Raw genomic sequence first — 20,078 nt, forward strand, 5'->3', positions numbered from 1 at the left:
CAACCGGCTCAACTCTCTTGATTTTTCTTTCAGCAAATACTCCCCCTATCCTTCTAAGAGAGAAAGCTTGTTGTAGGCGAGTGCTCGCAGTTTTCTGCCCCCCAAATCCTCCTGTTTTTTTGATTTTGGACCTCTGAAATCATTGAGGCAGGAGGATTTTATATGTCTCATGAAGATTTTCAAACATTGTTAGGGTCACTCGCCAACCTGGGGCCTGAGCAGAAGGTGGCAGCCTGCCGGGCAATGGACGTCGTGCCCTTGGCCTACACGAAGACGTCCAAAAACTTCAAGACCGGTGATGTGAGCAGGAGAACTCTGCTTGCTTCTTCGGAGCTCGTATTCGACGGTCCTTTCCAGAATGTCATCACCAACCTGACCAAGGCCCTGAACAGCATCGAATTCGTGCAGAAGGGCTTCTTCAAGAACCGTTTCCGGCTCACCGATTCCAAGTTGGCAGCCTTGGTTGATCCGCAGACCATGCAGGAGGAAGGTCTCATCTCCCACCTGAACGCGGTGATCGAACAGTTCAACAAGGAGCTGTCCGGTGCAAGCGATGGTGCTAAAACCGACTTTGTGAAGCGCCGTGAGCAAGCCAAGAAGAAGTCCGGCCCCAAGCAAAGTGCAGGCCCCCAGAAGGGCGAGAAGAACGCCCAGAAGGAACCGGAAGCCAAAGAGCCCCAAAAGGCTGGCAAAGCCAAGGCCAAGACCAAGCCCAAAAAAGAAGCAAGTCCGGCGCTCGAAAAGGAAATGGATGAAGCCAAGGCCAAGGACGTCCTGATCAAGGCCATTACGGATATCACCGGTTCCGAGCCCAAGAAGAATCTGAAAATCGAGACCCTTCAAAAAATGCTTCGTGATTTGCAGGAAAAAGACGGCGAAACCAAGGCCGCGTAATCCCTCATGAGCGAAAGCAAGAGTGAAAAAAAACCCAGCTCGTTGGCCGGGACTATCTTCTGGATAGTTTTCGGCGTAACGGTGTTTTCCTTTGCCGCTTACATCATCCAGATCAACTTTGCTGAAGGCACGGACGGGGTGATGAAACACGGTTTCAGGGGGAACGGTGCGCCGTTGCAAATTGAACGGGCATTGTACATCAAGCATGGCTTCGATATATCATGGATGGATGCGTCTTTCCTACAAACAGCGCGAGAGGCCATCCATCCATTTTTTGAATGTATCGACCTGCTTCTGCTTCGCATGTACGGGTTGGTCCTTATGATTCCGATTCTTGCTTTGTACATGGTTTCATCTGTTGTAGAAGGGTGGCTCGCGTATAACGAAAAAATCCTTGACGCGAGTAAGGTTAGCTCGTTTAGATTCCATCTTAGCAAAGCGGCTTTGGCCGCATTGTTCGGATTCGGGTTCATCTTTGCGGTCTTTCCTTTTGGTCTTGAAATCCCCCTTCTGGGCGCGATCCCCATAGTCATTCAGGTGTCAGTCTTCGGGAGCCAGACGTACTTTTGGCTTTCCAATCCATACAACATGCTGGTGATCATGACTGTGCCGATTACCTTTCTCACATATCAAATAGCTGCGAACTTCTCGCGGAATATCTAAGAAAATAGGAGCAACATAATGAATATTCTGAAAAAAATCATTGATAATGCATACCTTCAAAGCGCCATCCTTTTTGCGGCTGTCGTCATGGTCATTGGTTGGGTCGACCCGACCGCCGCCTCAAAGCTTGATGCAGCGTTCAAACCTATCGACACGGCAAAGAGCGACATTATGAGCGTCATGACCTCCATCGTCGGCCCCTCGGTGGTCGTGCTGAGTGTGGCCATTGGCGGCGTGCTCATGGCCATCAAGAGGGAGTGGATCAAGTATGCCTTCTTCGGCATCGGCGCAGGACTGTGCATTTCAATGGCAGAGAAAGTCGGTGATTGGGTCAAGAGCCTGACCACTTCGGCTTAGGATTGTCCGTGTCTGAAAAATCACGGGATATAGGGTGTGTATATCCGACGTTTTGGGGAAGGCCGTGTGTGGCCTTCCTCCCTCGTCCTTATTACATGTTTCTGATTGGTTCGACCGCTCTGGTGTATGCATTCATGCAGTGGTTCGGCATCCACACTTTTCTAAGCTTGATTCTATGCCTGGTCTATTTCATCAGCGTCTCTTTCTTTGGGATAATTCGAGTACGCAAGGACTCATTCTATTTTGATATTCTGATCTGCAAATATTTTGATTGCGGGACGACTAAGCATTTTCGAAGACGTGGTGGAAACATATACTATTCCGGCAAATTTTAGGGCAGCTATGTTTGAAAACTACATTTCCATGGGTGCGATTGTAGGCATGGGCTTTTTCTGTTCAGCCCTCGTTCTTTTCCTGGGCATTATCTTGCCAAAGATTGTGAGGCCTGACCCGCACTATAAAAAGTTCACTAACATCTACAAGAAATTTATCGTTTCGCATGTGGACAAAGATGGTCTCATCACTACACAGGATGGCCGCCATGCGCAAATGATCGAGGTTCTTGGCCGAAACTTCAAGAGCATTGACCCTGACGTGGCGTATTCCATTCTGACCCGCAGGATTCAATGGCTGGGCGGAATGCCGACAGAAGTTTCGTTCATGATTCAATCGCATCGGCACACCTACAGCGCGAGTAATCCCGTTAAGTTTAACAAATTGAGCAATTTTGTCCAAAAAATTTATGCGAAGTGGAACTCCAATTTCATCTCGAATTTTCGGTCCAGGCATTACATCCTTTTCATAGCGGATAACGCAGGCACCTTGGACAAAGTGGAGGGCCAGTTCAAAGGGAAAGAGCAGAAGAGACACGACTCCCTGATCGCTTTGAAGCAAGCCATCAAGCAAACCAAGGATAGGCTTGGTGCGGAGTATGAGATTCGAGACATGTGCAAGGCCAAGGTTTTTTCGTATTTGTCTTCGCTCTTGCAAGGACGGACTGTAAAAATCAAGCCCAGCGATACGGGCTACGTGGAAGGCCTGATTTCAGGAACAGACCTCTATTGGCCGGAAAACAAGAGATATCAGGAATATCTCGGAGCCACCAAGCGGTATTCCGCGTGGCTTTCATTTACGAGCCCAAACGCTTGGACCCAAGCCGACACCATCACCGACCTTTTTTCTCTTGAGATAGAATTCTCATTGTATCAGACATGCCGCCGACTGGATCGGCAAGCGGCTCTGCTCAAGATCAAGGACTTCCAGTTGTCACTTGGTTCTTCTTCGGTTTCGACCACCAAACGCGAGGATGAGTTTGAAACGTTAACCGAGGAGATAGAAGACACCACCAATATGTTCGAATATCGTTTCTCCATCGAAGTTTTTGGAGACGATTTGAAGGAATTGGAGCAATCCATCACGACGATTCAACGCCGGATTGAACACGATGGATATCTGGTTAAACGCGAAGACTTGAATCAGGAACCGTTATTCTGGAGCAAGTTCCCCGGGTCCCATACGCTGAATCCGCGGGTGCATTATCCTACAACGGAGAATATAGCGGTACTCTGTTCTTTCCCGGCCCGGGTGAAGGGTCTGAGTTCGTGCAGCTTTGGCAATATGCCGTGGACGCAGTTCAAGACCGAAGAAGGGGACGCCTACACGTTCATTCCGCATGTGGATGAAAGCGACGAAGCCCTGGGCAATATGATGATCATTGGAGGAGCTGGCAAGGGTAAGACCACCCTCATCAGCTTCCTCATTAACTGCTGTTTTAAGTACGAGAATTTCCGGGCCATTTGTTTCGACAGGCTCAACGGTATGGAAGTCTTCACACGCATGGTAGATGGCGTATATTTCCTGGGAGAGGACGTCGACCGTATGGGTATGAACCCGCTGCAACTTTCCAACAGCGCCAAGAACAAAAGCTTTTTGGCCAAGTGGATGTCCTTGATACTTGGTGTTGATGAAGAAAAGGACAAACAGCAGTTTCGTGAAATAGATGATACCATCAAAGGCATGTTCGACGAGAAGTTTCCCAAGGAAGACAGGACGCTTGAGCAGTTTTCATACGGCATAGGGCACTCTGGTTTGGAGCTACGGGATGCCCTTGATCCGTGGCTGGAAGGTGGCTCCAATGGGGCCTATTTCTCATCCAAGGAGGACTCCCTGAGCTTCACGGAGCATAGCCTTGTCGCCTTTGACATGACCGACATGCTGGAGCGCGAGTCCTTGCTTGGTCCTTTCCTGTATTACCTGTTCCACAAGGTTACGATTGAAGCCGAAGGCGATCCCTTTGTGATGTTCGTGGATGAGGCTCCGGCGTTTTTCCGGCAGGAGATGTTCCAGCCCAAGGCGAAGGTCATCCTTGACGAGTTTCGGAAAAAGAACGGTGTCGGCATATTTGCCGGTCAGAATGCCAGTGATTTTACTGGTCAGTGGTTTGCTGAGTCGTTCAAGAAGCAGATTGCCACATCGATCTTTTTCCCTGATCCGAAGGCCAATCGTTCCGATTACGTGGACCAGTTCGGCCTCAATGAGCGCGAGTTCAGGTGGATCAAGGAGTTCAAACCGGCCAAGGGTGAGCATTACGTGCTTGTGAAGCGTCAGAGCGGGGAGAGCGTCGTTCTGAATGTGTCCCTGGCCTGCCTTGGGGATTACCTTCATATTTTCAATTCCAGTGCCCGGGCTGCAAAGGTGATCCGTGGAATGTACGAGAAAAACCCGGACGGCTTTAAGGAAGAATACCTCGAATATCAACGGAAGCGGAGCTGGCGCGAAGTTCCCGAAGTCGAAGAAGCCGCCTAAAGAGGGCCACGGTATGTTGAAGCGAAAAGAGGTTTTGATAGTCCTGGTCTGCCTGGCCTGCCTGGTGCCGGTCAGAGGTTTCGCCGGGATGGCGGTCACGGATGCGACGAGCTACACCTATTATGTTGAAATGCTCAAAAAAGAATTGGAACAGATCGAGAAGCAGGTCGAAAATATTGAAGCGGTTCAAACCGTTTATGACGAAACCAAGAAGGTTTATGGCTCCTTGAGCGGTGTCTATACCAAGATTAAGGACTATTACGATAAATACAAGGAGATTAGGTCTCGTATTGCAGGAGACATTTCAACGACACAGAGGTATCTGCAACAGTACATGGATGAAGCTCAGAGCATGGAAGACTATCTCAACGACGCGGGGTATGTGGACGTTGAAAAAATCTTGGGCGATGTCTTCAAGGATGTTCGCAATCCGAGTAATGACACTGATATACATCGAGAGTGGCCTAAGCGGAGGGCATACAGGCAGGCAGCCATACAGAGTGCTCTCAAAGAAGCCGAGCAGATAATCCAGGCTCTCCCTAGCGACATGGCAAGGCTTGAAGCGCTGCTTGGGGAGATTGAAAGGACTGAGGATTTGAAAGCCTCCCAGGATCTATCAAATCATTTTTTGGGTGAAATTTTGGGCGTTTTGCAGGAATTGAAGGCGTTGCTGGCCAAGGATGTGGCTGCTAAACAGGCTCTTCAATTCCAGGGGGTAGACGGACAGGATCAAAGTTTGGTAAAATATCAAAAGACGAACACGGCAAAGATGCCGCAGATTATCCAAACTATAATCGATAGAGACACCTCCGGGCTGGATTTAAATGAATTTTAAAAAGGGGTGGGTACAATGAGAACTCTTTTCGCTATTCTTTGTTGCCTCTTCTTGATGGGCTGCGTCGAAGAGAAGATGGACTTCAAGTCCGAGACAGATCCGCAGTTTACCAGGACCGATCCCACCGCACAGACGGCAAAGGGGCTCGCTGAAGACCCGTCTGCAGGGAAGGGGGCTGGCAAGCCTAAGTCGGCAGTGGCTGCGTTGATGGAAAGGGCTGAGAAAAAACTCAAGGAACATAACCTGGGATCTATCGCAGATTATTAGCAAAAAGCTAAAGAATAAACTTAAAACCGGCTACTTTTCAGCCGGTTTTTTTTGTTTTGGTGGGGGAAAAGGTGCCTTGATTAAGGAGAAGGCCCATGCCCAAAATTTCGGCTGTCATTTTTATTTTGTTTTGCTTGTTGATTCTGCCCTCCAGTTCTTTTGCTTTCGGGGATGTAGGAATGGAAGAGACGCCTAAGGCTGAAAACATCCAAATATCCGAAACGCCAATAACAACCGGATACAACTCATATAAGTTGTATGATATGTTCAAAATTGCAGCGTTTGAGTATTGGTCAGCCTTCTACGATGAGTTGGATAAAACCAACGCCTTGGGACATTTGGCCAGCGCACTCATCGTGTTCAGTTTTTGTCTGATGGCTGGAAAGGTTTTGATTGGAAAGGGATTTGACTCCATGGTCGAGCTTATCGGGGTCATGATTCTTACCGGCGTCTCTCTATCCTTCCTGCAAAGCAAAGAGTATATGGAAGCTCTTGTGTTTGGATTTGCCATAAAATTCCCCTTGGAAGTTTCCTCCTTTTTCATGAGTATAGCAGGCGCCGGAAATGCGAGCGTGATTTCGCAACTGTCGGGCTGGGAGAAAACGGCTGCGCAAACATTGGATTTAGGGAACGTGAAAGGGCTTTTCGATGCCTTAGATGGCAACTTCGATATAATTTGGAATTTTTATCAGGCAAAATCCCCTGAAGGAATGATAATTTATACGAATCCATTCACGACGCTTGTAGTCATTACGTTCATGCTAATCATGTATGCCATGATATATTTGCAGTTCCTGATCACATATATCCGCTCTACAGCATTGATTTTGGTTTGTAGCATTCTTGCGCCGTTCTTTGGTGCAATCATAGCCTTCACTCCTGCCAAAAAGGCCATCGTGACTATATTTAAGACGGTTTACTATCATTGGCTGGTGATGATTGTATCTACCATTGTCTTAGGTCTTTTCATGGCTACCACCACGGCTTTTGTCGCAGACCTCATAAATGTCCAGTCGCCTTCAATGTTAGTAGGCGAAATAATTTTTTGCATTATCTGGTTTATCATTGCGTATCAGCTTCTCTCATCTGTTCCCAGTTTTGTATCACAAATTACGGAAATGCGAGGTATCTCTGGTGGAATTGGTGCGGCAGGCATTACTGCTGGGGCAGCCTACATGACGTCAAAAGTGTTAAAGGGTGGGGCAAAAGTGGCATCTGCAGCCAACAAAATGAAGAAAAGAGCTGACGCAAGATTCAAGGATAAGCAAAAAAACAAACAGAACCCCTAAAATCTAAAAAGATCGAAGCAAAAGAGGTCGGCCTAAAATCCGACCTCTTTTTTGTTTTTTTTTGTTTGCTCGGGTTCAAAACCATGGAGGTGAAAGAAAACAAGGCTTCGCAAGCGCGGGGTCGCAAAAAGGAGCAAGCCCTTGAAGAAGATCATATCCGTAATCCTCGTCATCTCGATGCTGGCAATGGCAGGCTGTGCCACCCGTGAATCCGGCGGCAAGCGAAACAGCACTCAGGATTTGCGTAAGAGCCCTTGCGCTTTCCTCATCGTGGAGTCCCAGGATGCCACTGTTTAGACGTGATAAAGCCCCGGAAGAGGTATCAACTCCCCTTTTTGACAAAGACCTTCTGCCGAGCGAGAGCGTGAAGGATGAGGTGGCCTCGGGCTACCTCTCCTACACCAAGGTGCAATATTGGCTGATCGGTATCATTGTGGCTCTTGTAGTGTGCAATTTCTTCCTGATCAACGGCTATCAGGCGTTGCTTCCTCTCAAGGAGGTCAAGCCCGTCTACATCGGCCTGGACATGTCCGATGACAAGTTCGTCTACAAGCTGATTCCGGTCGAAGACATTGATGGCCAGCTCGCGATCGCAAAATACTTTCTGCGTCAGTTTATCGAGGATTGGGGTACGGTTGATAACGTTCTTGAGGAAAGTCGCATTGATCGGATTTTCGCCATGTCCAACGATGAGGTCTTTAACGAATTCAGGCGTATTCGCGATTCGAACAAAAAAGATCCGGACACAGGCAAGCCCATCGGCCTTCATCACATTCCTGGATTCAAGCGCCAGATCAAGGTGTTTCGCGATGCTCCTATTGCCCAGCGTGGTGATGTCAGGGTCCACGAAATTGATTTCCAAACCATCGACAGTAACGACAACAATCCCGGTGCGCGCGACACCAATGAATGGAACGCCAAGATCGCCTACGTTTTCAAGCCGCTCAAGATTCATTTCCAAGAAGACGGTTCTATGCTCAATCCGTCAGGAATGATCGTCCTTGAAAATACCATCACGCATCGCAAAAAGGTCGAGTAACACCATGTTGAAAAAGACATTTATCCTTTTCGCTACAATCTTCTGCTTCTGCGCAAACCCGGTGTACGCAATCAATGACATCATGGCCCAGGACCAGACAGGAATGCCCGACCCGTCGGTAGCGCAACCCATGCAACAACGTCAGTACCTCAACTCGTATCAGGAACGTTTCGAGAGTAGCGACGAAAAAGAGAACATCAAAAGATTCGAGTATTCTCCCGATAGAATCATCAAGATTCATCTGCGCGAGAACATGCTGACGAACCTCATTCTGCCCCAGGGCGAAAAGATCCTCAGCTTCGACCTGCGGGACAAGTTCAACTTTCGGTTCTTGCCCAAACCGGCTCCTCTTACCAACGTGGCTATCATCTATGCCATCAATCCCGGCGCCGACACGAACCTGACTGTTTTCGGAGAGTCTGGGAACATCTATTCGTTCTATCTCCGCAACTATTCGACCAGCGTGAAGAATGTCGCCCCCGATTTTCTGGTCTATGTGGATGATCCGGCTATTCCTGAGCTCATGAAGGTGTTGGCTGACCAGAAAAAGGCAGACGAGGAGGCGAAGACAGAGGGAGAAATGTGCGTGGATTGTCAGAAATCCAATATGCCTCGCGAACAGAAGAAAGATTTTGATCCGGACTATCTGCGCTCGCTGCCTACCATGGTCGATCCTTCAAAAATGAATATGTCTTACGTCACCAGCAAGGGAGACATGTCGCTTCAGCCTCTCAAAATCTGGGATGACGAGTACTGGACGTATTTCCAGTTCGACGTGAACTCCTTTGACAAGATGACAAGTGTTCCGGTCCTATATCTGGTCAACAGAGACGGCATTGAGGAACTCGTCAATACCCGTGTGGTCAAGGGAACGGTCATAGCTGAAAGCGTCAACGACAAATGGACCATCAGAAACGGCGATAGCTATCTCTGCGTTCGTCAAGAAACTGCCAACGGACGGTAGAACTTATGTGGAAAGGGATTTTGCAGCATAAGTTCGCCGTAGGGTTGGCCACGTCGATCATGCTTGTGTCCTCGGTCATTGGAGCAAATATAGCCTTCAATGATAATACCCCTGAGGTCGACGATACGACCCATTGGGTAGACAAGACGGGGCAGGTTGATGCGGCTTTCCTGAAGAGCGCAGTGAGCGAAGTGCCTCTGGCCCTTCCGGAGCCTGAACCTGTGCCTGAATTGCCCCCGCCGCCAGATCCGCTTCCCTCGGCAGAAGAAGTTTTCAAATTTGAGCAGCCTGTCGCTTATCGGGATATGGGTGCTGAAAACATAAACAACATGCGACGGTCGACCGAAGCGGCCACCTTCATCAACAGTGGAGATGGAGGAAATTTCGATGACCAGGGAATTTGGGAAAACTCCCAAGAGAAGTGGGACGAACCTCGATCCATGTCCAGCTACCCGGTCAACATGACTCGGGTCTTCACGGTCGACAGATTTATTTCCTGCATCTTGTACAATGAGCTTGATTCGGAGCTGCCGGGCAAGGTCGTTCTGGTGGTCGCGAAGAATCATTATGGAGCTCACGGCCGCAAAATTTTGTTTCCAGCTTACACGAAACTGGTGGGCTACTATAAGCCTTTGGCGAAAGTTGGAGAAACCCGCATAGGGTTCATTATCGAAAGACTCATTACGCCCGAAGGGGTGAGCATCAATCTTGAAAATGCGGAACTGGCCGACGCGCAGGGTCGGGCGGGAATGACCGGAGATATTGATAAGCGGTATTTGGAGAAGTACGGATTGGCTTTGGCTATTGCCGCGGTGGACACGGCCGTCAAGTACAAGATCGCTACGGAAAACGCGAATATGGCCAATGTCGTGCAGAACTTCGGCACCAGCTCGGCAAACCTTTCCCGTACTGTCCTTGAAGAGAATATCAATATCAAACCGAAGTTGCGGATACCTGCGGGTACTATTGTCCAGGTGAGTCCGCTGAAAGATGTTTGGTTCATGAAGCCAAAGAACGGAACCATAAAATATCAAGAGGTTAAAAAAGGGTAATCGTATGAAGAATGGTTTCAAAATTTATTTATGGGTCGCGTTGTTGCTCCTTTTTGTGGGGGCTTTTGCCATTTCTGCATTCGCGCAGGAAGATGCGAACAACAAACGAGTCAAGGCCAATCTGGTCAAGCCGATCAACATAACCCAACAAACCAGCGATTCCGCGGCCACGGTTGCCGAGATCAATCAGGCCGGCGTTTCTGTCGGGTTGAACGACATGCAGTTGATCGGTCGTAACGCATTCACCAAGAATGAAATGGGGGATACCGGCGTTGCGATTGAATGGCACTCCATCTCTTTGAGCAGAGGTACGGAGAATCTTTCTGAGCCGCTTACCAAGTCCCTGGCAAGTAAGTTTACGACGAGCGATGCCAAGGTGGAAACCGGCCAGCAGGTGACGGTATATGGCGATTGGGACGAACTTCTGAAAGACTTGGCTTCCCTAAAGAAGGCCCAAGAAGAGAAAGTCACGAAGGTGAAGGATGTCGATGAGGAAAAGAAGTCTTCCACCGGTCTCCAACCTGGAACGTCCTCGACAACTACCGCGCCTTCGACCACCACTCCCTATTCGAGCATGAACACTGATATTCAGAAAACGACCTATGAAGATTGTCCTGTATTCATCAACGAAGGGGCTAAAACTGTTGAAGAGCAGAAGAGAAAAATCGTAACCGGCGCGTCTGGGACTATATATGAAAACGGTCTTTGTATGAGCACGGGTGTATCCTATCCGTTTCAGACGAAGGACGGCAATTGCGAGTATCAGTGGAACCTTGAAGATGGAATCGCGACCAAGATGGTTCAGCGGTATTATGAGCGGAACGGAGAAGCCCAGGATATCGGAGATTGTTGGGCTTCTAATTCAACTTACCCCATTGTTGAATTCGCTGGTGTTTGTGAAGTTTACATTGATGAGCCCAACATGAGAGCGTTCCCTCAAACCAGAACAGGAATTTTGGTCGGGGAAACAAAGATTTATTACAACGAATGTACGCCTCAGGGAAATACGGAATGGCCTTTATATATCGAGAATTGTACTAATCCGGACACCGGGGCACAGAAATATGACCATGATCTCACCAATCATTTTTCATATCCGTTGGAGCGGAAATATTATCTTGATCCTGATGATGGAACCAAGGTCTATGTTAACGAGTGCAGCCGAAGCACGAGCGTCAGCTATGAGCACAAATACACGACTGACGGTTGTGGCTGGGTGATGGATGATGAGTTGCTCCGAGGCCAGCAGTATTCCAGTACATATATTGAAGCTCCTGGCGGGAATCTTGAGATTGCACCTTGTGCGGCCAGGACCGCGCCTGTGCCGTATGCGTATGTAGGGCTTGCGGCAAACGCAACGGAAGTTTTCTACGAATACAACATGCAAAACTCGCCCTTGAATACTTATTTCCAGGCAACTATGAGTCCTCAAGAAATTCGCGGTGACCCTGTTACCTTGGAATACATTGTCCCTGATGGTGTGACCAAAATTACAATTGACGCTATTGGTGGCGGCTACACCGGAGGACAAAATCCCAACACCAACTCAGTTTCAGGTGGCAATTGCGGTCAAGGACCGGGAGGCCGGGCGGGGCAACTTGTTACCCGGATTTTTGATGTAATTCCTGGAGAAATTATCGAGGTAACACCCGGTTTACATGCGAAGTGGTATACCCCTACAAACACTTATTCCCCATTTATAGTGAATGGGACTTCCACATTCGTAACAGGCTCATTTGGGACCATTGAAGCAAGGGCTGGCAATACATATGTCGCCGTGGGACCTTATGGGGAGAACGGATTAGGCAATCGGTCAATCGCTCAAAGAGGTGTGTCCTTGTGCGGAGGAACCGCTACATACTACGATGGTGGCCTTGGATTCGGAGCCGGAGGGAGTGGACACCCAGGCTTCGGTGAGTTCGGCAATGGTTGTTGGGATTCTGGCGGGGCCTATGGTGCTGCCATAATCACCTTCAAAACCATGCTTTACCTCCGGCCTGACGGCACTTACTACGAAATCCCGTACAACGGGGATTAGCGGTAAATCCTTCTTCCCTTTCTTCCGAAGCAGAGATTTAAGAGAGTGCAAGCATGACAGAAAATCCCTCCAGATTGGCAGGAGAAGCGGGCGAGTACAACGCATTCCTTGAACGCTACTCAATGAATATTGGTAAACATATTCATCAGCAGGAAAAGGACGATCTCATTGAACTGTGCATCAATGAGCCTGGGGGCGTTTGGATCGAAACCAAATCCCGTGGTTGGGAATACATCAAGGATGCCTCCCTCACGCTCGAGGAGATGGAAACCTTTGCCAGGCAGTTGGCATTTGCCAAATATCAGCAGTTCCATCGGGATCAAAAGCCTTTGCTTTTCTGCGACCATCCGAATTGGGGGTGTCGTGTGGCCATAGCTGGCCGCGGCCTGGTCGACTCCGGTTTTGCCTGCTCGATGCGGTTTCCTTCGAGTCACATTTTCCCTTTGGATTCCTTTTGCAAGAAAAAAACTTGCTCGGAAATCGAAGATGAGTGTGAGGTTGAAATCGATGTCGAGGATAAAAACCTCGTTAAAATGATTGAAGCCCTGTTGAGGGATGAGAACATAGTCATTGCCGGTGGCACGAACAGCGGCAAGACGTCCTTCATGAAGGCCCTGTTCCAGAAATATATTCCGCTGCATGAGCGGATCATTGTCATCGAGGACACCAAGGAGTTGGTCCTTCCGCACAAGAACATCGTGCGAATGATCAAGTCAAAGACGAGTGTCGACGTGGCCCAGATCACCTATGGCCAGATCATCGATGTCTGCATGCGCATGCGTCCGGATCGTCTTGTCCTGGGTGAACTTGATGACAACAACGTACGGCCGTTTCTCGCGCTTCTGAACTCGGGTCACGGAGGGAGCATAACATCCCTTCACGCAACGGGTGTGGACGGGGTTCATGCCAAGATTGCGACTTTAGGCGCCAGCGCAACAACCCCGTATGAGGATGTCCTTCGTCAGGCACGGCATGTGGTCAGAAACGTGCTGTACATCAAGGGACATCCTCGCTTTGGCTTTGAATTGGAATTCAAGCAGTTTTAGAAATATGCGACCTTTCATCCTCTGGATTCTCTTGGTGCTTTTGTCCCCGTCCCTATGCATGGCCGAGGACTCCGATCCGTTTGGGTTTACGGCGGCAGCTCGTCATTACCAAGTTTCGGTCGAGCTCTTGAAGGCAATCAGCTACGTTGAAAGCCGTCACAAGAATACTGCCATAAACAAAGGCACCTTTGACGGCAATCCTGACCAAGGGCACATGCAGGTACACTCCGGTACGTGGCGCAAAAAGCTTGGAGAGGCGCGTTGGAAACGCATGCTTGAAGATCCGAAGTTCTCCACCATGATAGGAGCGTGGATTTTGCGCGGGTATATCAACGCACACGGAAACAACTGGAATGCTGTGTGTGCTTACCACACCAATTACAGTCTCGAATATTTGCAAAGAAAGGCTGCCCAAACTCGAGAGCAGGACGACATTGACCGTTATAAGCGAGGTTCAGACTATGTTCAGAAGGTGTATGCTGCGATGAAAATGTATATGGACAAGGATACAGCCTCGAAATACGGCAAGGAGCCTGTGGAACAGCAAAGGGTCGCCACGGCAAAACAGGAATATTGGGGCGAAGATGACCGTCCCTTGAGGAGTAGCAACTGATGCGGGTGATAGCGTTTCTGATCTTCATGTCGATGTCCGTTCCCGCCTTCTCGCAAACCGGTTTGGCCGATCTGAAAAAGCAGTGGAGCCGCCAAAATGGGGCAGACAATTCCATGGAAGCCTTTATCTGGAATTCATCCTGCCGTGAATACGTAACGTGTCAGTTTGATTCGTTTGGAGGTAATTCCTTTGGCTATGGTGACATGTGGAAATATCAGGGCACATGTTCGACCTGCGCGGGCGACAGCAAAAGGGGCTATTTGCGGGAGGTCGTAGAGGCCGGATATCAGATTATTGAGACAAAACCTTCAGATGGATCGGTCAAGGTCATCTTGCAGCAAAAGTCAGCCTCAGAACCAAGGATGCGGCCACCGCAGATGCGGGCCCCGGAAGAGCAAGAAAAAGCCCCCGTCGACTAGGCGGGGGCTTTTTCAATGGAGTCGTGCCCGGGTCAGAGCAAGAAGGTGTGAAGGGGAGGGCCACCGAGCTTGTAGTAGATGACCACGCCCAGGACCACCTTGGAGAGCAGGGTAATCCGGCGCTCCTGGTATGTCTGTTCCAATACCGGCATCAGGGAGACCCTTTCAACGGGATCAAGGATGGGCGCGCCCACCTTGGTGAAAGAATCAGCAATGCAGTGAAGGCTATATGCCACCAGAAACAGGGTTATGAAGTTGGGGCCGAAATAGAGGGCAGAGGCTATGGCCAGCGGGATGGAAACCGACCATGCGTGAGTCCACTTCCGCCGCTGTTCGAGCCAGAGATCAGTCCCTTCCTTGTCGTAAGCCCATTCGTCCAGTTTGTCCGGAGCCAGAGCGCCAGCGAGCAGGGCTTGCAAGTTGATCATGTACGAAACGCCCCAGCCCAAAAGGGGGCCGATGAGCCAGAAGTCTTCGACATACTCGACGGCCGGCTGGTATTCGTAACCGAGGCCAATGAGAATGCCAGCGGTTGATGCGTGTATGATGTGAGTGCGAGCTTCCATAGTATAAAGCCTCCTTCAAAAGATATTCCTGAATGCAATTTTAACATTCAGGAATATCTTTTGGAAGGCCTCAAACTACTTTTTAAGAAGCTGAAGTTCTTTTTCCAGAATCTCCACCCGGAGCAATAGGTTCTGGAAATCTTTTTGAGAGATGTTGGACTGTGGGATTGTTGCGTTACCGGTCCTTGCCAAGACCTCACTTGCCCTTTCCCTGATTTCGTCGACAGGGACTTCTTGTTGGAGAACATTGATCCAGAAAAACCAAAGCAGGCCCATGATGACGAGCAGCGTGACAACCTTGTGGAGTGGAGACTTGTATATAGCCATCAACCATCTTCTTCTTCGTCTTTGAGCCAGCCCGGGTCGCTTTTTGCCTTTTTCCAGCCGTAGTACCAAACCGGCAGGACGGCGACCAGCGCAATGCCAAGTGAGGCGAAATATGAGATTCCACCTAGAGACATCGATGCTGCCGCGGAAAGAGCATAGACAACCATCAGGAGGGCAAAATACTTTCTGGGAACCGCCAGAATGATATCAGGGAGAGGCTTTCGTTCAGCCTCACCCTGATTGCTGGGAGGGTGATTGTCAGTCATGCCTACACGTTCCGAGTGTTGAAGTTTTTCGGTTCAGGATATTCGGAGCACCAGCCCCACGCATGCCCGGAGTTGAGATCGCGCCTATGCTCTTCGGATCGTCTCCAGGCCATACACCCCGCAGCCTTGCAGTTTTGTTCCGTTGCGCTGAACTGAGATCGCTTCGGGCACATCTTAGTCAACGCCTGCTGTTCTGTCATGTACATATTCGAGACTCCTTTTTGTCTATGCCAAATTTTACCACAATTTTGCTCAGTGGAATAGGCAACCCAAACTTTTTCGTAGCGGTTGATGGTCTTGACAGGCTTATTTTGAATGAGTTATGGGTCAGGCATCTAATTCAATCCTTTTTAGGATTCTGGCTTTTCTGCCAGCCTTTTCAGACCGCTCAGTGAAGTTTGATTAGGGAAGAAAAAGGATATGTAAGCTCCTTGAATTTGTGGTTTTCGAGAACGATCTGTTCTTGTTGATTTACGATTCAAAAGACTTACCAAACGGAAGTGAGAAGCTTCGAAGTAGGGCGGGCCGTGTAGCTGCATCAGTTGAAAAACGTTAACCTGCATAAGTAGAACCAGTTCTTTCCAGCCTCACACGGTATTCGTGGTGGGACGCCAAGGCGGTCCTTTAGAGGGGGCGGTTTCGTAAGGAACATGGTCCCATTGGAATTTGAAGCGGACGAGGTATACGGCCTTTACGCTTTTTGAGAGCAAGACAACAGTCTTGCACACGTTCGGATGAACTCTCCACTCATCCAAACCCGGCATCAGTCGGGGATGAACGTTACCAACCAACCATACTATCGGAGAGGGCTGGACAATTGCGTCCGGACTTCTTTGATGCCCACCCAATCAACCTGGGGAAAGACTAGACTCTTCCTCAGGGAGTGGTCCGGTCTTTTTCCGTAACTCCACAAGGAGAGAGAGAAACAATGGCCGGAACATTTCAAAAAACTATCGCAGTCGGAAGGCTCGGCAGAGATCCGGAACTTTCCTACACCCCGAATGGACAGGCACGCTGCAAATTCAGCATGGCCATCGATGAGGGGTATAGGGACAAGCAGACGAATCAGAAGGTCGAGAAAACGGAATGGCTCAACATCGTTGCCTGGCGGCAAACCGCTGAGTTCTGCGGAAACTACCTCGGAAAGGGCCGTTTGGTCTTGATCGAGGGAAAGATCCAGACCCGCAAGTGGCAGGACCAGGCTACTGGGCAGGATCGGTACATGACTGAGATCGTGGCCGACCGTGTTCAGGCCTTGGACAAGGCTCCTGAAGGTCAGCAGCAGCCCCAGGGCGGCTACCAGCAGCCCCAGGGTGGCTATCAGCAGCCCCAGGGTGGCTATCAGCAGCCCCGCCAGCATCATGCGCCGCAAGGCGGCTACGGCCCCGGGCAGGAAGACTTGGGACCGGCCTTCCCGTCGGAAGCGAGCGGCATGGATGACGTCCCCTTCTGATTTGGAACATTCTAAAGGCTAACGCCTAACCAAGCCTACAACAGGGAGAAAGTTCACACCGCTCCCTGTAGGAGTAGGTGCGTCTTTCTCCCTGTTGTGAAAAACCTTCAAGGAGAGAGATGTATGCACAGTGCTTTTTTGCTCCTGGTTGAGATTTTGGCATTCTGCGCCTGCCTGTTCTACGCAGGCCTTGGCTTTCTCGGACTTCACTACCTGGAAATCGGTCGATTCGATGTGAATCAGGCATTGGTTTCTTCGGTCTTCTGCGTCATGGGCGTTTCCCTTCTGGGGATAGCCTCCATGCGGTTGGAAAAGTGCCGCCGAGATGAGCGGAATCAAAATAATCAGTAGGAGAAAAACATGAAAGCCATCATCAGCTGGGTTTATTTCTTCGCTGCATTCGCGAAACCTGTGTGCTTCTTCCTGGGTGGCTTTGCCGTAGCAACGGCAGATGTCCATTTTGGAGGGGTGTTCACCCGAATATTCTCTGTAGCCGATTCATTTTACGGGCTTCCCGTCAATGTGTGGGTTGCAAGAGGCATACTGTTCTTTCTCGGTGCGCGGATTTTCATCGCATGCGCTCAGAGCGTATCAGAGTCACTCCGTCGCGAGGAAACCCATTTCAGAAAAAGAGTGTTGAATGATTTGCGACAAAACCCCGTTAACGCGGACGGTTACGACCTCCGCAGGGGAGAGTTGTAAGCGTTCGCACAACAAAGGAGACAGTATGTCTTACTTTGTCCGCATCATGGTGCGGTTCTTGACCCGTAAGGGTTTTGTCGTCATCCCCTCAGCGGCAATTGCCAGCTATGGGGGATGGGGAAACAAAGAATTCCGCAAGGAATTCTATTGTTTCGAGGACAGCGTTCTGAATACACTCAAAGTGTATTCAGAATGATTTATTTTAAACCCCTCTGCGGAGGGGTTTTTTTTAAACCACGTCACCTGTGGGAACACACCATTCCCATAGGGGGAGTGGTGTGTTCTCCACACAACTGGAGGACAGTATGGATACATTCCGAACTCAATCCGAACAGATTGACAAGATCATTCCTGCCTTGTTTGAGGCCAAGAAGGTGATCGCGGAGGTGCCTACAAAATCCGACAACCTCGAGTTCAACTCGAGGTACGCGGATTACGGTGCTGTCTGGAGTGCATGCAAACAGCCTTTGGAAGACCAGCAGCTTATGGTGATTCAGGCTCCCGTGCCCAGCGCGCGAGACGGTTGCCTTGCTCTGGAAACAAAGGTTGTCCATGTCCCCTCCGGACAATGGATCGCTTCGCTGGCTGAAATCCCTCTGTTGAAACGTGATCCGCAGGCCTTCGGGTCGGCGCTCACGTATGTTCGTCGTTACGCGCTTTGCGCGGTTCTTGGTATCGTAACCAAGGATGATGACGCCAATGGAGCGGCAGGAAAAGAACGCCCTCAATCTCATTCCGAACCACCGCGACCTCAGCAGCCGCCGCAAGGACCGCCGCAACAGCAGCGTCCGAACTCGCAGCCGCGAGGCCCGGTTGGACAACCTCAACAGCAACGGCCCCAGCCGTTTCCCTCGCAGCCTCAAGGCCAACAGGGGGGCGTGCTGCCGCCGTTGAGTGGTGTGGACTATGTTCCTGCCCGAGGCAATGACGGACAGATGTACGTCAAGGCCGTGGGTCAGACCTGGCCGCATCATCAAAGGCTGTTGAATATGGGCTTCTTCTTCAGCAAGGAAAAGAAGCTGTACTGGAAACCGCAACAACAGGCGGCATAAAGCCGCATGACCCCGAAGAGGGACCACAAGCCCTCTTCGGAGGCAGTGGTCCCTCTTCAGAACTTTTGGAGAGAGACAATGACAAATATCGAGAAGAGAATCGGACTTCTTGGCTTCTTCGCCAGGGGGCTGGTTAAGGCTGATGTCATTCGCACCAAGCTCGACCTGGGCGACCGTTCTACCTATTTGGGTATGAGCGATCTCGCCGGAAGATGTCGCCGCAGTGTAGTGGCCAGCAAAGTACTCAATTCCAGAAAGAATCTTGAGGACTTGTTGTCGAAGCATGTTGCTTCCGGCAATGAGGAGGCTATTCAGGAAATCCTGCGCCAGATGGTGACGTTCAGTCGCGGTCATGCGTGGGAACACATCCTGGGCAAAGGTTTTGCCGCCCTCGGTGTGAATCGGATTCCTCAGCTTGAGGTTCGCTACATTCATGAAGGGGCACCGATCATCATCCACATGGATGACTGCTTTGTGTTTCCTGACGGGAGCGTGCGTATTCTGGAATACAAATGCAACGAGGAAGTTCAAGATGACATCTACCCTGAAAACGAGTTTCAGCTTTACGGCCAGCTCGGTTTCATTCAGGGCTTGTGGGGCCATCCCTGCTTTGCTGTCAAAGCCGACGGACAATACCTTCATGCGGGACTAACATTTCCGCAGTTGGTGGACGCCATGTTCGGCATCAAGCTTCCTTCCACGCCTGAAGGGGTTAACCTCGAAGGCTACGTGGTTTCGGCAACGCTCAATCCGAACAAGAGCAAGAAGGCGGCTTTGAACCCCTTCGGCCCTTACGTTCCGAACGCTGCCATTACCAAGGAATGTCTCGACCGGGCCAAGTGGATCTGGAAAGACATTCAGGACATCCGTAGCGGACCCAAAACCCTTGATGATCTGTGGGTTGACTACAAGTTCAACCCGCTTTGCGACTTCTGCGATCATTGGGAGGGGTGTCCCAAATTCAAGCTTCAGGAGATTCCCGAGCTTGAAGCGGATCTCACCGAGCTCTACGAAAAGAAGCAGCAATACAAGGCGCTCGAGGCTGACATCAAGAGACTGGAAGCCAAGGCCAAGGTGTCGTTCGACGGCACCATGAAAGCCCAATCCTGCTTCGAAGAAGACGATACCATCAGTTACATCACTGACGGCATCCATACCCTCAAGTTCTCGGTCAGAGCAGGCCGGAAGACCATCGACAAAATGTTGTTGGAATCCAGCCTGACCAACCTGTCCGTTGAACAGCTTCAACTGGCGATCGAAAAAGGTGGTTTGACCGCTGACATGGTTGAGGAGCTCATCGAGTCTTCTACCAAGCAGGGCGACCCCTTCACCGTTTGCTATGTGAACAAACCCAAGCAGAAAATAACCAAGGTGGCACAAGAGGCTGAAAAGCTGGCCGCCTGATTCATCCAACCCTGGCGGGAAGGCGTT

Annotated in this window: 24 protein-coding genes; 21 read left to right on the forward strand and 3 right to left on the reverse strand. The window is 50.1% G+C overall.

The genetic code is table 11. The features are described 5' to 3' along the window. Positions 1–162 precede the first annotated feature (162 nt). The 15 genes from QQS14_RS01020 to QQS14_RS01090 all read left to right on the forward strand — a co-directional run bounded on the left by QQS14_RS01020 (position 163) and on the right by QQS14_RS01090 (position 14,281). On the forward strand, positions 163–894 hold the full coding sequence (locus QQS14_RS01020) for a hypothetical protein (protein WP_285905023.1): 732 nt from the start codon (positions 163–165) through the stop codon (positions 892–894). A gap of 6 nt (positions 895–900) precedes the next feature. Next, positions 901–1,557 (forward strand): DUF4400 domain-containing protein, encoded by a 657-nt coding sequence (locus QQS14_RS01025; protein WP_285905024.1) that lies wholly within the window; start codon positions 901–903, stop codon positions 1,555–1,557. An 18-nt stretch (positions 1,558–1,575) separates the two neighbouring features. Continuing rightward, the gene (locus tag QQS14_RS01030) at positions 1,576–1,914 is read left to right on the forward strand and encodes a hypothetical protein (RefSeq protein ID WP_285905025.1); all 339 of its coding nucleotides are present in this window, start codon (positions 1,576–1,578) and stop codon (positions 1,912–1,914) included. Between the two features lie 342 nt (positions 1,915–2,256). Beyond that, a complete protein-coding gene (locus QQS14_RS01035; protein WP_285905026.1) occupies positions 2,257–4,719 on the forward strand; it encodes a VirB4 family type IV secretion/conjugal transfer ATPase in 2,463 nt (820 codons plus the stop codon). A gap of 13 nt (positions 4,720–4,732) precedes the next feature. Beyond that, a complete protein-coding gene (locus tag QQS14_RS01040) occupies positions 4,733–5,554 on the forward strand; it encodes a TrbJ/VirB5 family protein (RefSeq protein ID WP_285905027.1) in 822 nt (273 codons plus the stop codon). Positions 5,555–5,569: 15 nt separating this feature from the next. Next, positions 5,570–5,821 carry a hypothetical protein gene (locus tag QQS14_RS01045; protein ID WP_285905028.1) on the forward strand — a complete coding sequence of 84 codons (252 nt, stop codon included), beginning with the start codon at positions 5,570–5,572 and terminating at the stop codon, positions 5,819–5,821. A 95-nt stretch (positions 5,822–5,916) separates the two neighbouring features. Further along, complete coding sequence (locus tag QQS14_RS01050) at positions 5,917–7,110, forward strand: hypothetical protein (RefSeq protein ID WP_285905029.1); 1,194 nt, start codon at positions 5,917–5,919, stop codon at positions 7,108–7,110. Positions 7,111–7,251: 141 nt separating this feature from the next. Further along, positions 7,252–7,407, forward strand: a complete 156-nt coding sequence (locus QQS14_RS01055) for a hypothetical protein (protein ID WP_285905030.1) — start codon at positions 7,252–7,254, stop codon at positions 7,405–7,407. Then, complete coding sequence (locus QQS14_RS01060; protein WP_285905031.1) at positions 7,394–8,149, forward strand: VirB8 family type IV secretion system protein; 756 nt, start codon at positions 7,394–7,396, stop codon at positions 8,147–8,149. Before QQS14_RS01055 ends, QQS14_RS01060 begins: the two co-directional genes overlap by 14 nt. Before the next feature lie 4 nt (positions 8,150–8,153). Then, on the forward strand, positions 8,154–9,113 hold the full coding sequence (locus QQS14_RS01065) for a TrbG/VirB9 family P-type conjugative transfer protein (RefSeq protein WP_285905032.1): 960 nt from the start codon (positions 8,154–8,156) through the stop codon (positions 9,111–9,113). A gap of 20 nt (positions 9,114–9,133) precedes the next feature. After that, positions 9,134–10,165: a TraB/TrbI/VirB10 family type IV secretion system protein gene (locus QQS14_RS01070; RefSeq protein WP_285905033.1), complete on the forward strand. Its 1,032-nt coding sequence runs from the start codon at positions 9,134–9,136 to the stop codon at positions 10,163–10,165. Positions 10,166–10,169: 4 nt separating this feature from the next. Further along, on the forward strand, positions 10,170–12,203 hold the full coding sequence (locus QQS14_RS01075) for a hypothetical protein (RefSeq protein ID WP_285905034.1): 2,034 nt from the start codon (positions 10,170–10,172) through the stop codon (positions 12,201–12,203). A gap of 53 nt (positions 12,204–12,256) precedes the next feature. Beyond that, positions 12,257–13,249 carry an ATPase, T2SS/T4P/T4SS family gene (locus tag QQS14_RS01080; protein ID WP_285905035.1) on the forward strand — a complete coding sequence of 331 codons (993 nt, stop codon included), beginning with the start codon at positions 12,257–12,259 and terminating at the stop codon, positions 13,247–13,249. A 58-nt stretch (positions 13,250–13,307) separates the two neighbouring features. Continuing rightward, a complete protein-coding gene (locus QQS14_RS01085) occupies positions 13,308–13,862 on the forward strand; it encodes a lytic transglycosylase domain-containing protein (RefSeq protein ID WP_285905036.1) in 555 nt (184 codons plus the stop codon). Next, positions 13,862–14,281: a hypothetical protein gene (locus QQS14_RS01090; protein WP_285905037.1), complete on the forward strand. Its 420-nt coding sequence runs from the start codon at positions 13,862–13,864 to the stop codon at positions 14,279–14,281. Before QQS14_RS01085 ends, QQS14_RS01090 begins: the two co-directional genes overlap by 1 nt. Before the next feature lie 32 nt (positions 14,282–14,313). Here QQS14_RS01090 and QQS14_RS01095 read toward each other — a convergent pair whose 3' ends face one another. The 3 genes from QQS14_RS01095 to QQS14_RS01105 all read right to left on the reverse strand — a co-directional run bounded on the left by QQS14_RS01095 (position 14,314) and on the right by QQS14_RS01105 (position 15,440). Next, positions 14,314–14,847 carry a metal-dependent hydrolase gene (locus tag QQS14_RS01095; RefSeq protein WP_285905038.1) on the reverse strand — a complete coding sequence of 178 codons (534 nt, stop codon included), beginning with the start codon at positions 14,845–14,847 and terminating at the stop codon, positions 14,314–14,316. 75 nt (positions 14,848–14,922) lie between these two features. Beyond that, positions 14,923–15,174 (reverse strand): hypothetical protein, encoded by a 252-nt coding sequence (locus tag QQS14_RS01100; protein WP_285905039.1) that lies wholly within the window; start codon positions 15,172–15,174, stop codon positions 14,923–14,925. Further along, a complete protein-coding gene (locus QQS14_RS01105) occupies positions 15,174–15,440 on the reverse strand; it encodes a hypothetical protein (protein WP_285905040.1) in 267 nt (88 codons plus the stop codon). The genes QQS14_RS01100 and QQS14_RS01105 overlap by 1 nt, the downstream gene beginning before the upstream one ends. 928 nt (positions 15,441–16,368) lie before the next feature. Between QQS14_RS01105 and QQS14_RS01110 the strand changes: the two genes are divergently transcribed. The 6 genes from QQS14_RS01110 (at position 16,369) to QQS14_RS01135 (ending at position 20,051) form a co-directional block, all read left to right on the forward strand. Beyond that, entirely contained in the window at positions 16,369–16,893 is a 525-nt protein-coding gene (locus QQS14_RS01110; protein ID WP_285905041.1) for a single-stranded DNA-binding protein, read from the forward strand. 123 nt (positions 16,894–17,016) lie between these two features. Beyond that, the gene (locus tag QQS14_RS01115; RefSeq protein WP_285905042.1) at positions 17,017–17,244 is read left to right on the forward strand and encodes a hypothetical protein; all 228 of its coding nucleotides are present in this window, start codon (positions 17,017–17,019) and stop codon (positions 17,242–17,244) included. A gap of 9 nt (positions 17,245–17,253) precedes the next feature. Then, the gene (locus tag QQS14_RS01120; protein ID WP_285905043.1) at positions 17,254–17,595 is read left to right on the forward strand and encodes a hypothetical protein; all 342 of its coding nucleotides are present in this window, start codon (positions 17,254–17,256) and stop codon (positions 17,593–17,595) included. 25 nt (positions 17,596–17,620) lie between these two features. Continuing rightward, positions 17,621–17,791: a hypothetical protein gene (locus QQS14_RS01125; protein WP_285905044.1), complete on the forward strand. Its 171-nt coding sequence runs from the start codon at positions 17,621–17,623 to the stop codon at positions 17,789–17,791. 109 nt (positions 17,792–17,900) lie between these two features. Beyond that, positions 17,901–18,647 (forward strand): ERF family protein, encoded by a 747-nt coding sequence (locus tag QQS14_RS01130; protein WP_285905045.1) that lies wholly within the window; start codon positions 17,901–17,903, stop codon positions 18,645–18,647. A gap of 78 nt (positions 18,648–18,725) precedes the next feature. Further along, entirely contained in the window at positions 18,726–20,051 is a 1,326-nt protein-coding gene (locus QQS14_RS01135) for a hypothetical protein (RefSeq protein ID WP_285905046.1), read from the forward strand. Positions 20,052–20,078 lie beyond the last annotated feature (27 nt).

Source organism: Pseudodesulfovibrio pelocollis, from assembly GCF_030282845.1.
In the GTDB taxonomy this organism is placed as follows: domain Bacteria; phylum Desulfobacterota; class Desulfovibrionia; order Desulfovibrionales; family Desulfovibrionaceae; genus Pseudodesulfovibrio; species Pseudodesulfovibrio pelocollis.